The following is a 12,502-nucleotide window of genomic DNA, read 5'->3' as shown; positions in this document are numbered from 1 at the left end:
TATTACAGACATCCCCATAGAAAATAATCCTATAGCTAAAAGGTCAGGTTTCACTTTATACTTACTTAATAAAAGGATTAGTTGTGTTTCCAGGAGCCCCGTTTCCTTTTGGTACTATTTTAATCTCTATTCCTTCCAAACGCTTTGCCTTACCTTCCGTCCCCGAAGATTGTCCATTTTTTGCCCAATCTAACCAGCCATAGCTTTCTACATGGACTCGATAATAGATGTCATACCTTTTTGATAAATCACCGGTTAATTGGATTTGGATCGCTTCTAATCTTTTCGCTTCTCCTGATGTTCCACTTATTCGTCCATCACTAGCCCAATTTTGCCATCCGTAGGTTTGGACATGTGTTTTATACTGAACTCCACCTGAAGTTGGTAAATCTCTAAGTTGTATTTTTATCGCTTCTAATCGTTTTGCCTGTCCTGAAGTTCCACTCATTTGTCCATTTTCTACATATCCCTGCCATCCATAGGTTTGGACATGTGTAGAATAGGAAACGGTTGGTTCTTTCTGAATAAATGGTTTAGTAATAGAACCAGGTGCGGATTCTCCTTTTGGTACAAGCTTTACTTCAATTCCTTCTAGACGTTTCCCTAATCCAGACGTTCCTGCAGATTGTCCATTTTTCGCCCAATCTAACCATCCATATGTCTGTGCATGAACTCGATAATAGATGTCATAAGCAGATGCAATTTCTCCAGTTAACTGTATTTGAATCGCTTCTAACCGTTTTCCTTCTCCTGATGTTCCACTTATCTGTCCATTACTTACCCAATTTTGCCATCCATAGGTTTGGACATGTGTTTTATATTGAACCTCACCTTGATTTTGTGATATATCTTTGAGTTGTATTTTTATTGCCTCTAGTCGTTTTGCCTCGCCAGAAGTACCACTCATTTGTCCATTTTCCACAAAGTTCTGCCATCCGTATGATTGTATGTGTGTTGAATAGGTGATAGTTGGTTGGTTATTAACATAAGGTTTAATTGTTAAATTACCCGAAATAAAATCGTAATGATTTTCACCATATAATCTACTATTATACAATGGTGATATACTGCCATCCTCTTTATATTGTAGAACACTGTCAACAACCCAGTCCCCTGTATGAATATCGCTACTTATAGAGGATTGTATGATATACTTTTTTTGGTTCGCGTCGTAATAGCCTCCGAATTGTATGTTCTCATTCGTTTCCTTGTTGAAATAGTTAATTCCTATTTGATTTAGGATTTCAGCCCCCTGAATTGGTTTAACCGAAATTTCCAAAGTATCACCAGCGGAATAAACAGTCTTATCAATTTGAACTGATGAAACATCAATCATAGGGGTACCAGATACTCTCTTCTGTAGTATTAAATTTCCGGCACTTAGCTCCGCGGTTCCAAAGGTCCTGTTGTTACTTGAATTTTGCTCACTGTATTGTGTATCATATAAAACTTTACTTCCAAAGGGGTCCTTCATGACTAAAGAGATTGAAATTAATTTCCATTCACCTAACTCATGTTTTTCGGTAAATTGTTCAGTAATCCTACTTCTATTAACATTCCCCTCATCATCGCAATATAAATCAAAGTACTCAATGTTTGGATAAAGTGAGTTTTCCTCCTCTGGTCCCATAAACCCAACTCGAACAACCCTACTCCCTAATAATTCAGGATTATTTATTTTAAAACTTAAATCTAAAAGATTATCATAGCCTAAGACTCTAGTTACAGAGATAGAACTTACATCAACTGATAATGGATTTGTATTTTGCACAAAAAAGGAATGATTGGTCAAATCCTCGCTACGAAATAAACTGTCATTAACATAGTCCGCATAAATCTTGGTTACTTCATTTTTGCTATCACGTGCATATATCTCGTATAAAGTCCATTCACCTATATCAAAATCATCTTTAATTAGTAAGGATCCTTCATATAAATGAGTGTCAGAATTATATGTCAGCTTAATTAATTTATTTATATTCAATTTAGATTTAAACGTTGCCGTAACTAATTCGATAGAATCGTTATCTGTTACTTCCATACTGATGGTAACTCTCTCATTTGGACCTATATCCTTAGGAGTTACCTTTATAGATTCCAAATTAATCGTCGGACCTTCATCATAGAGTATTGCTTGGACTTTAGGATTCACAAGAAAGATAGTAAAAATAAACGAAGCTACCAATATACAAGAAAGCCTTTTCAACCCAATCACTTGTTTCGCCCCTTTTTCAAAAATCATATATACTAATTATATCTTGTATTAGAACATGTATATAGTGAATTTTTCAAGTGTTCTATATTAATATTCGTATATATTCATTGAATTACATTAACCGACATAATCCGAGTGATAACTTCGTATATATTTATGATATGGTATTCGACTACCTAAAAGGACAAATGAACCAAATTTAACATCAAATGACAGTGTGAGACATTCTGGGATAAGAGTACCTGTCCCTTGACCCACTTTCAATTACGTATGTATATGGTAAAATACAGAAGGACCCGTCCGATTCTCAGAGGTAGAAAAATGGAGGATATCATGAGGAAAATTCTGTTTATTATTAAACTGATAACATTAACAGTAATTTTTTTAAGAGAACTTTTTAGATATAAGGTGAAAAAGAATGACAAAACATTAAATAGAAGAAATAAAAAAATTCTTAATATGAAAAGGGACCAAATCAAATGATTTGGTCCTTCTTATTGGTTTGGCGAGAGACGGGGTCCGCCGGCCCACTATTTTTCACATAGCTCCTTATTCCTTCAGCACATACGACTTAAAGGACGTTTAATTGAACAAAGCATTCCTATTTAGTACAATCCTTTTAAGGCACATTTCATTTTAAATAGATTACTATTTTCATTTCTCCAATAATCGACATAAAATCAGCTTTTAAAACGTATTAATATATGATTCGGTATACGAATACCTATAAAAGAACAAATGAACCAAATTAAACATCAAAAGACAGTGGGACACAGGGACAGGTCCCTTGTCCCAGAGCGTGGCGAGACCTTGATGGGGATCTGCCCAATGGGCGAGGACCCACCGACTCGATTCCACTGTCTGAGCATTGGAGGTTTACATATGACATCTGAGCATGAGTTTATTACGAAGACGTATTATCAAACGTTTATTTCTGAAAATGACACGAGGCATCCGGTTGAGATTCTTGGTGAGGCATATATGGCTGAACAGGAGAAGGAGCTGTATGACCTGTCCTATATACGCTTTGCGCAAGGGGAAATTTATTTTCATTACAAGGATTATGAGGCGGCGATTTATAAGTGGGAGAACATCTCGAACGACTTAGAGCCGTGGGCGAAGAAAAACATTGCGGATGCGTATTATGAGCTTGGCTTGCTCTCAAATGCGGATGAAGTGTATGGCTCAATTATTTCGAGTAATAAAACCCTGACCAGTGAGGTTTCGTTGAGCCTATTCTCACTTTATCTTGAGGATAACAAGATTGATGCAGCTTACCGTGTTATTCAGGAAGCAGTTGAAGGAAATCCCGATTATCCAAACATTACAAGGGTTGCCAAGCATTTTTACGAGGAACAAGAAGATTGGAAAAATGCGATTGAACTGGCTATCAATGAAACGAAGCGAACAGAGGGTCTTGAATGGTTTGACGCTTTAATTGATTACTGCGAATTAGGGCATAGCAGTTCATTTGCACCTGATACATTCGTTTCGGTATTGCGCAAGTTATACGAACTTGACCAAGCAAGATTTAAACAGCTAATGGCAGCTGTTTGGAAAAGCTACCAGAATACAAGCGAATATCTAAACTGGCTTCAAGCGGTCGTAAAAATCATGAAGGATTTAGAGATTAATCCTTACGAACAGTGGCATACCATTACTCATTTATTCGAGGAAGCGTATCTTGGATTAACGACTGGTGATTATTTACTACGTGATATCGGGCAGCTTATGCCAAAATTACTGGTCAATTGGTTAAATACAACGACTGCAACTAATGGGTTAGCTGCAGCGGCAGCCATCCTTGCGTGGGATGATATTTTCCCTTCCGCCATCAAAATGGTAATCGTAAAAGAGGCTGAAATTGTCGTAGAAAACGCACATAGTCGTTCATTATCGCTGGATGAATGCCAACACTTCATGAAAACAATCATTGATTGGGCTCAAAAAAATAATATCGAAACAAGCGACCGTTTAATATGGGGCTTTGATCAACTTTTTGATACGAAAACAACGAATTTACTTGTTCTAGGAAAAGGTAAGTTTTCATTTGTAAATTCCATTTTAGATGAGGAATTGCTGACTCCAACTCTTTCTAATTTTACAAGCATTCAATACGGAGCAGAAAAAGGGATATCCGACGTGTCGGACGCTGGTCGTCATCCTCTGCCAAGTCCGGAGGAAGCCATTACTCCAGACTCTATTTTAGAGGTGACAGTGCCATCTGCCCAGTTACGAACGTCTGAACTGCGATTGAATACCACTGGATATAAAGAGTATTTTATGGAGAAGAGAAAAACGTTCGGCTTCTTACCAGTTGTCGATGGCGTATTATTCGTGAGCGATGCAGAAAGCCTGTCAGAGGCTGATTTTGACTATCTTGCACAAATTAAACATAGCGCAAAGGATACTCCGGTCCATTTTGTATTGCGTAATACATTGGACACAGTGAAAATACAGGAATACTTCCCAGATGCGGTGATTCATTCAGTAAGAAACATGAACTTCTTACGCGATATTAAAATAGGCTTCGGAACGAATTATCGTGTTGGAAAAACCCTATTTTTATTGAGAAAAGTGATTTCAAGCCTATTGAAAAAACGTGCCGATGCAGAGAACAAATTACTCGATGTAATCGCGCATAATGAAGAATACAATACAAGGTTAGCTGGATTTTTAAATAGCCTTCATGATAAGGAAACCGAGAAAAGTAAAGAGATTACGGATTCATTCTCCAAAGTAATCGCGGACGTTAAACGAGATCTTTCTGAAAAAATACCAAAGATCCTTACAGGCTGCTCGGAGATTATTACAGAAGACAGCAACCTCAACCAATTGCATATTGAGTTAAATGAAAAAATGAACGAAGAGATTCAGCGTTTATTCCATCAAGAGGTTATACCAGGTCTTTCTACTAAGCTTCAAGAGTGGCTCGAAAACTCCAATTCGAAGTTGGTTGCAACTCAAGAATATTTAAATGACATGACTCAGTCACTGTCTGAGGTCTATCCTGAAAAAGAGCTTAAGTTGGAATGTGACTTTAAAGTCGTTGAGGACTGGCGCCGAGACATTGGTCGCATGACTTATCAAATCCAAATTGATAAGGAGAACATCATGCTTCGCCACAATCCAGCGCAAGTATTGCTAAAAGGCGCAGGCAAAGTGTTGGGCTTGCTACCACAAAAACAGCAATCCTACATGCTCAACCAGTACAAAAAATATGTAGAAAATGCTTCTTACGCTGAAGTTGTGGAATCCATCCAACGTAAGTTCTGGCAGCAATTCGACTTTTTCAAGCGGTCATTGCCTCAGGATGTCAGCTTATTCTATAAGGAACCTTTAGATGGACTTTCACGAGCAATCGACCAAACAAAAGACCGTATAGAACAAGACAAAGAAACCTTGGCAAAAATGAAATCAAACCCAGAAGTCTACTACGACCCATTAAAACTATTCGAAACAAGACTCGTACACTACGAAAAAATAGTGGGACGCAGGGACAGGTCCCTTGTCCCAGCAGCTGGGGACACTGGGACAGGTTCGCTTCCCCAATCCTAATAAACACAAATAGGCACAATGAGTGGTTTTAGCTACTCTTTGTGCCTTGTTTGTTCTCATAAAGTTTTCGTGAACTTCTTACTTTTATAAATTTTCATTTACATATTTAAGCGTATCATCAAGATGTGAGCTAATGCCCCCAACGTTATGTCCAGTAAACGGATAAACGACATAACTCTTCTCTGCTTCAATGTGATTATATACACCAAAAATCGATTGTGGTGGACAAACCGGATCTTTCAGCGCAATTGTTACTCTCGTCTTACTTTTTATCATGGAAGCAAAATTCAGATTATCAAAGTAACTTAGGTTATTGAAAACTTGATGTGTCTTTTCAGGATATCTTGCAAAGTAATTCTCGAGGCTAACTAACGATCCTTCTAGCTTCAGCTGAATAGCTAGTTCAATATTACACATATTCGGCACATCAGCTATTACTAATTTTGGCCGATTATCTAAGGCTGCCACGGCTAGGGAGATTCCTCCACCCATGCTTCCACCATAAATACAAATCCGACTTTTATCGATTTCAGGTCTTGTAAACAGAAAATCGATTGCACGTTTATTATCGATGTATACTTTTCGATAATAATATTCGGTTTTGTCTAGAATACCATGTAACACCCATGTCCCATTTGTTCCAGTCATGTAGCCAGAGTCGTCGCTACTCTCACCATGCCCACGATTATCAATCGCTAGAACTGCATATCCCTGTATAACCCATTTCATATAATCTGAAATAGACCCCTTATCCATGCCATAACCATGGTACAAAATGATACAAGGCAGGTTTTCCTTGGCTTCTTTCGGTAAAATATAATGTCCTCTTATTGGTGTCCCACCAAATCCTTGGTAGGTAACGTTATAGGCGTCGATCTGCTTAATCGGATATTCTTCTTTTAGTAAATGGCTTTGCAAAGGGAGTTGCTCAGACTCTTTTAACGTATCTTCCCAAAATGTATGGAAGTCCTTCGTCTTTGTTAAAGGTGGTTTATATGTTTCATATTCTTTGATTTGTTGTTCGAAATATAACAAAATAACCCTCCCAAATACTTTTAATCGTTTCTTGACAGTGACTAGGAACTACTAATCACCTTTATGAGTCTTTAAAAATGCAAACGCACTCTCCATACGATTTGCCATTTCCATGAATCCTAGGTCATTCGGATGGATTCCATCGACTGTGCATTCATGCCAGTATTCCCCTAACAATGTAGATCCATCTATAAATGAAATATTTTTATCGCCTTGTTGCTTTAATTTTTCCACAGTTGATTTCGAGTACTCTCTACGGTTTTGATAATCCTCGTACTCTCCAATTTCTTTATCCAGTACAAATGGAATTCGTGACACTATGACAATAGGAGCATCCGGATGAACTTCCCGATAGGTTTCGATAAAAGGAAGTAGTGTCTCTTTATATTCCTTGTATGAAACATTTGCCTCATAATCGAGGACAAAGCAGGCTGGCCGTTCGATTTCTCTGATGGTTAAGGCCACTCCTTGCTCACCTCTCCCACTTCCGGAGAATCCTAGATTAATAAATTCAAAATTAAATCTTCGGTTAAGGATATTTGTGTACGACATGCCGGGCCTACTGGCACAAGCCCCCTGCGTAATGGATGTACCATAGAAAATCACTCGTTTATCTGAAGAATACGGAGTAGGCGGTTTAATAATTGCACTTGGATTAGTTCCGATTAAAACCTCTTCTACCCCCTGATACAAAGGAAAATACAACGTTACCTCTCTGAAATGCTCACTCGAGTGCTGATTACTATTGGTAAAATCCCATACCATTTTCTCATAAGATTGATCGTCTAGTGATGGAATCGCAGTTGTATAATACTGTTGTTGCCCAGGTTCCCCCACGTATACATCAAACCCACATTGACCAGAGGCCGTCATATGCCCCATGTAGGCTGCATCCGTTAGCTTTACTTTTATTTCAAGCTTTGTAGCATTTGTCCGAAAACTAATTTGCCCACCGGAAGTATGATCCGCTAATTCATCCACACGTGGCGGAATATGATATTCCGGATTGACAGGAAGTCGCCGATATCGTTCTTCCTCATTAAACCACGCAAAACCACTTAAACGAAAAGGCTTTTCTTTTGGACTGTACCACTGCAACTCCTCTTGCATTTTTCATCCCCCCATTTGGGTCAAGGGGACAGGTCCCTCGTCCCACCATTTTTTTACAGGGACAAGGGACCTGTCCCTCTGTCCCAGACTTATGTTGCGCTTGCTGTGGCGATTCGGTTGTAGGTTTCGCCTCTTCCTAGTGTTACGTTTTCAGGGAATTGTTCTGGACCGTCGTAACGAAGTCGCACTTCTTCTAGTTCTGCCAGTGTTGAAATGTTACCGTTCAGCCATTGATTCAACCGATAGTCTGCTGTTTCGATCCGTGTTAGTAAGCCGCCGTATCGCATGTCTAGAACTTCCCATCCAAACGGTTTATTGACGGTAAACCATACATCCCTGTTTGCCTTTCGTAAAGCATCAATTTCTACTCTAAGAAGCTCTACCTTTTCAAGGCACACCTTTACCCCGGTTTTATCCCCGTTATCATAGGCAAGCTTTAGCTCAATTCCCAACTCAGCCTTTTCACTTAAGACTTTTGCTAGTTGCTCATAAAAGTGAAACAATTTTTCAGCACCTAGATTGCGTTCCTTAGCTGTCTTTAGCTTTTCCACTAAACCCTTGTAATGGTCAGCAATCGGCAATCCTTTTATATTTTCATCAAACAGTCCCATTAACACATCCTGCCAAAGCAAGAATTTAGACGAATTTGAGGAATATAAGTTATCCTCCATGACTCCTGGGATCTCATCCATTTGGTTTAACAAAAAGAAATCATTTAACTGATAACCTGTGCAGTAATAAAAACGTTCTTCCAAATGTTCTCGGCTCACCTCTTGATGATATGTGTGCTCAGCAAACAATTGCAGTCCTGGAAGCGCGGTTTGAATTGGAGTTTCAGCTCCATTGTCACCCCACATTGTTGTAAATACTTCTTTAATTCCTGTTTTTCTACAGGCATTTAATGCGGCCTCCGAATTTCGAAAGGCCCTCGCATAGTTCGGAGAGATTCCATTCCAGGTCCATATACCGCCTGCAAAAAGTGGATCCGATACGATTCGTTTATGGGTATTTAACATTCCCTCATAAAATTCCTCTTCGGCATGATAGTAATCCCAATACACCATTTGGACGTTAGGAATAGATTGTTTAACCTGTTCCAATACCGTCTCATCAAAGTCATAATAATTCCCGTTTTTAGAAGCTAAACGAAAATACATATCACTCCAAATCATTGGTTCCAAGCCGAATTCCTCGGTAATTGATACAACTTCCTGAAGGTGCTTGTTCATAATTTCAAAACGGTCATCATACCCATTTTTCTCCATATACTTACCGCGACCTAACTGCAAGGCTTCATCCATTCCGATATGGATCCTTTTTGTCCGATACGGTCTAACAGCTGCCTCAATCAAATGTTTTAAAAACTCGTAGGTTTTCGGTTCACCGACGAGCAGTATATCATCTGTATCCTTAATTTCATTCGCATAACCCCATTTCAGTGCTTCCTTTAAATGGGCCAATGTTTGGATACACGGTATCATTTCAATCCCTAATTGAAAAGCATACTCATCACAATCACGAATTTCCTTTTCCGTATATCTCCCACGCATATATCCGAAGTAAGGAACTTCTGGAACCTCATACGTATCCTCTGTATAAACCATCGCCATGTTTAGGCCCATCACGGCCATTTTACGCAGCAGCATTTTAATGCCGTCTACCGTTAAAACCGCGTTTCTAGATACATCAATCATCGCTCCACTTGTTTCAAATTGAGGCTCTTCGGTTAGATGGAAATCATTGTTCCTTTCTTTGTGTTGAAGCCATAGCCCTAATCCTCTGAAAAAATGAATCTTTTTATCAAAGATAATCTGTTTGTTCGTAACGACTAACGGACCTTGCCGATTTACTACTTCAATCGGGTATCCGTCCTCCGTAACTTCTAATCCCAAATCATCACAAAGAATTCGAACCCCATCTAGCACCTCGGCTAAATCACCTGTAAAATGAATCCTCATCTCAAACCTCCTTCACTGGGTCACGGGGACAGGTCCCTCGTCCCACCATATTTTTACAGGGACAAGGGACCTGTCCCTCTGTCCCAACAGAAAAATTCAAGTGCGTGGGGTAGGTCCCGCTCCCACACTTTCCACAGATGTTCATCTTCTGTTTCGATATATTTCACGTTTATCTTTTTGGATGAAAAGCTTTTATATAACTCTCGGTTTCTAGTTAAGATATACAATCTTTCATTCGATATCGAGGATACAAATTCATCTTCATAAGTCCCAACGGTTTGTAGCACATTCCATCCAGAAACGTCCACCTCTCCTACCCGCTGAATATCCCCATCAGAAATAGCCGGAGACTGTAGCAATAAGTGCGTCCAGCTTTCCGGCTTCTCTAATGCGATATTTAAACTTATATTCCCCGCTAATGAGTCGCCAAGGAGACCTCTTTTAGAAATGCTAGCGCCTAGGTTTTTTTCAAACTCAGGAATGAATTCATCATTCATAAAACGCAGGTATTGATGAAAGGAAGATCCTGATCTACTAAACGATTCCCATCTTTCAATCGAATCTCCAGGGTGAATCAGCACGAGTACAAGGTGGCTGGCCAACTCAGGATTCCCACGTACTAAATCCTGAATTGCATTTTCCAATCCACCTAGTTCTAAATAGTCACGGCCATCCTGGACATATAATAGATAAGCATCCTCAATATTTTCACTTAACGTTAAAACCATGTAATCTAGAGTTTTGTTTAAATGAGAACTATAAAATGTTCGATTGGATTTATTCATTGTATTTAGCCCCTTTTCCCGCATTAACTGGCAGTTAGATCCCCACTTCAGGACTTTTCAATAGCGAAGAAGTATAAGTGGAGGGGATCACTGCCAGTAAAAGCCCGATTGGTTTAACTAACATTCAGTGGGGGATGTGGTACCCCCACTGGAATGAAGCTTCACTTTAATAGCTAAATTTTGTGAAGCGAAATCGCTCCGTAAAGCCCAGATTTATTGCCATTTTTGGATCTCAAAATTTCAACACCTGAATAACTGTCCATAATGTGTTTTTGAACTTTATCAGATACAAGTTTGACAGCTAAGTCCTGTTCCATAATGCCTCCACCTAAAATAACACAAGGAGGGTTGAAGATATGAATTAAACTAGCAAGACCCAGAGCAACTTCATTCGTCCAATTATCAAAAACTTCATATAACTGTTCATCACCATGCTGAATCATTTCAAACAGCTGTCTACCGTTCGTGCAGTCGGCATTAACCTTTTTCGCTTCCCTGATAAGGGCTGTTGTGGAGCCATATTGTTCATAGCACCCTAACTTTCCACAACCGCACTGAATCCCATTCGGATATAGATTCATGTGACCAAATTCACCTGCACTGCCAGTAAAACCGCGATACAGCTTTGAATCAATCACAATCGCTCCACCGATACCTGTTCCAAATGTTAAAAACAGAAAATCACGATATTCCTTGCCAACCCCATAATATTTTTCACCAAGAGCTGCTGCATTCACATCGTTTTCTACCTTCACAGGTATGTTAAACCTTGATTCTAGTAAATCCTTTATCCGGGTACCGGTATAGTTTGGTAGATTTTCATTTGCAAAGATAATATACCCTTCTTCGCTATTCACCTGACCAGCCGTACTAATGCTGATTGCGTCTATGTCTGGGTAGTTTGCGATGATATCTCCCAATTTTTGAATAATATGTGGGCCACCTTTTTTACTTTCCGTTTCAACCTCATCAAAAATCTGTGCCGTACCGCTCTCATCAGTCACACAGATTTTGATCGAGGTCCCACCAATATCCGCAGCAAATATTTTCATCTCTCTCTCACCTCATGGGTCACGAGGACAGGTCCCTCGTCCCACCATATTTTTACAGGGACAAGGGACCTGTCCCTCTGTCCCTAATCCTGTAAAGCGTTTAGGAATCGTTTTGTGATTTCTTGTGGTCGTGTGATTGCGGATCCAACTACGGCTGAATGGACTCCTGTTGCCATGACTTCCTTTAATTCCTCGGGTGACGAGATTCCACCCTCAGCAATGATTGGTACACTCAAACGTTCCACAAATTCTTTTATCAAATCAATATTAGGTAATTTTACATTCTTCGTGTATTCGGTATAGCCTGACAATGTGGTTCCAACCGCATCAAATCCTAATTTTTCTGCTTGAATGCCCTCTTCTAAGGTAGAGCAGTCTGCCATAAAGAGTTGATCGGGATATCTTCGTCTGATTTCTGGAAAAATCTCAGTAATTGTATGGCCATCTGGTCTTAGTCGGCTTGTCGCATCTAGTGCAATCATATCGACACCTTCATTTACAAGAAGCTCAATTTCTTTTAATGTTGGAGTGATAAAGACCTCCGAATTATCGTAATCCTGTTTAATGATTCCGATGATTGGTAGATCGGTTACCTTCTTTATCTCATGGATATCCTCAACACTATTAGCCCTGATACCACTTGCACCCGCCTGAGTTGCAGCCACCGCCATCTTACTCATGATATAGGAGCTATGAAGAGGCTCATCAGGCAACGCTTGGCAAGACACAACTAACTTTCTATATATTTTGTCAAAAAACCCTTGTTTGTTCTCCATCTCATCCACTCCA

General features: G+C 39.4%; 8 protein-coding genes. 1 reads left to right on the top strand and 7 read right to left on the bottom strand.

From position 1 onward, the window contains the following. Positions 1-61: 61 nt before the first annotated feature. Complete coding sequence (locus CKK03_RS03635; RefSeq protein WP_180271137.1) at positions 62-2,215, bottom strand: hypothetical protein; 2,154 nt, start codon at positions 2,213-2,215, stop codon at positions 62-64. A gap of 882 nt (positions 2,216-3,097) precedes the next feature. Between CKK03_RS03635 and CKK03_RS03630 the strand changes: the two genes are divergently transcribed. After that, positions 3,098-5,773 carry a P-loop NTPase family protein gene (locus CKK03_RS03630; RefSeq protein ID WP_099361268.1) on the top strand — a complete coding sequence of 892 codons (2,676 nt, stop codon included), beginning with the start codon at positions 3,098-3,100 and terminating at the stop codon, positions 5,771-5,773. An 84-nt stretch (positions 5,774-5,857) separates the two neighbouring features. On the opposite strand, the gene CKK03_RS03625 is transcribed toward CKK03_RS03630, so the two are convergent. The 6 genes from CKK03_RS03625 to CKK03_RS03600 all read right to left on the bottom strand — a co-directional run bounded on the left by CKK03_RS03625 (position 5,858) and on the right by CKK03_RS03600 (position 12,489). Next, a complete protein-coding gene (locus CKK03_RS03625; protein ID WP_180271136.1) occupies positions 5,858-6,808 on the bottom strand; it encodes an acetylxylan esterase in 951 nt (316 codons plus the stop codon). 51 nt (positions 6,809-6,859) lie between these two features. After that, complete coding sequence (locus tag CKK03_RS03620; protein WP_099361266.1) at positions 6,860-7,918, bottom strand: SGNH/GDSL hydrolase family protein; 1,059 nt, start codon at positions 7,916-7,918, stop codon at positions 6,860-6,862. 89 nt (positions 7,919-8,007) lie between these two features. Next, the gene (locus CKK03_RS03615; RefSeq protein WP_099361265.1) at positions 8,008-9,876 is read right to left on the bottom strand and encodes a beta-N-acetylhexosaminidase; all 1,869 of its coding nucleotides are present in this window, start codon (positions 9,874-9,876) and stop codon (positions 8,008-8,010) included. Positions 9,877-9,929: 53 nt separating this feature from the next. Next, positions 9,930-10,661, bottom strand: a complete 732-nt coding sequence (locus CKK03_RS03610) for an alpha/beta hydrolase (RefSeq protein ID WP_180271135.1) — start codon at positions 10,659-10,661, stop codon at positions 9,930-9,932. Positions 10,662-10,834: 173 nt separating this feature from the next. Beyond that, positions 10,835-11,713 carry an ROK family protein gene (locus tag CKK03_RS03605; RefSeq protein WP_099361263.1) on the bottom strand — a complete coding sequence of 293 codons (879 nt, stop codon included), beginning with the start codon at positions 11,711-11,713 and terminating at the stop codon, positions 10,835-10,837. Between the two features lie 83 nt (positions 11,714-11,796). Continuing rightward, positions 11,797-12,489, bottom strand: a complete 693-nt coding sequence (locus CKK03_RS03600) for an N-acetylmannosamine-6-phosphate 2-epimerase (RefSeq protein WP_099361262.1) — start codon at positions 12,487-12,489, stop codon at positions 11,797-11,799. Positions 12,490-12,502 lie beyond the last annotated feature (13 nt).

This window comes from Fredinandcohnia onubensis, assembly GCF_002734215.1.
GTDB lineage: Bacteria > Bacillota > Bacilli > Bacillales > Bacillaceae_L > Ferdinandcohnia > Ferdinandcohnia onubensis.
Note: the sequence above shows the minus strand (reverse complement) of the source record. Positions and strands in the feature narration are given on the sequence as shown.

What these genes read in the sequence shown, in the direction of transcription:
- CKK03_RS03630 (WP_099361268.1), top strand. Translation starts at nt 3,098, where the DNA reads ATGACATCTGAGCATGAGTTTATTACGAAGACGTATTATCAAACGTTT.
- CKK03_RS03620 (WP_099361266.1), bottom strand. Translation starts at nt 7,918, where the DNA reads ATGCAAGAGGAGTTGCAGTGGTACAGTCCAAAAGAAAAGCCTTTTCGT.
- CKK03_RS03615 (WP_099361265.1), bottom strand. Translation starts at nt 9,876, where the DNA reads ATGAGGATTCATTTTACAGGTGATTTAGCCGAGGTGCTAGATGGGGTT.
- CKK03_RS03610 (WP_180271135.1), bottom strand. Translation starts at nt 10,661, where the DNA reads ATGAATAAATCCAATCGAACATTTTATAGTTCTCATTTAAACAAAACT.
- CKK03_RS03605 (WP_099361263.1), bottom strand. Translation starts at nt 11,713, where the DNA reads ATGAAAATATTTGCTGCGGATATTGGTGGGACCTCGATCAAAATCTGT.
- CKK03_RS03600 (WP_099361262.1), bottom strand. Translation starts at nt 12,489, where the DNA reads ATGGAGAACAAACAAGGGTTTTTTGACAAAATATATAGAAAGTTAGTT.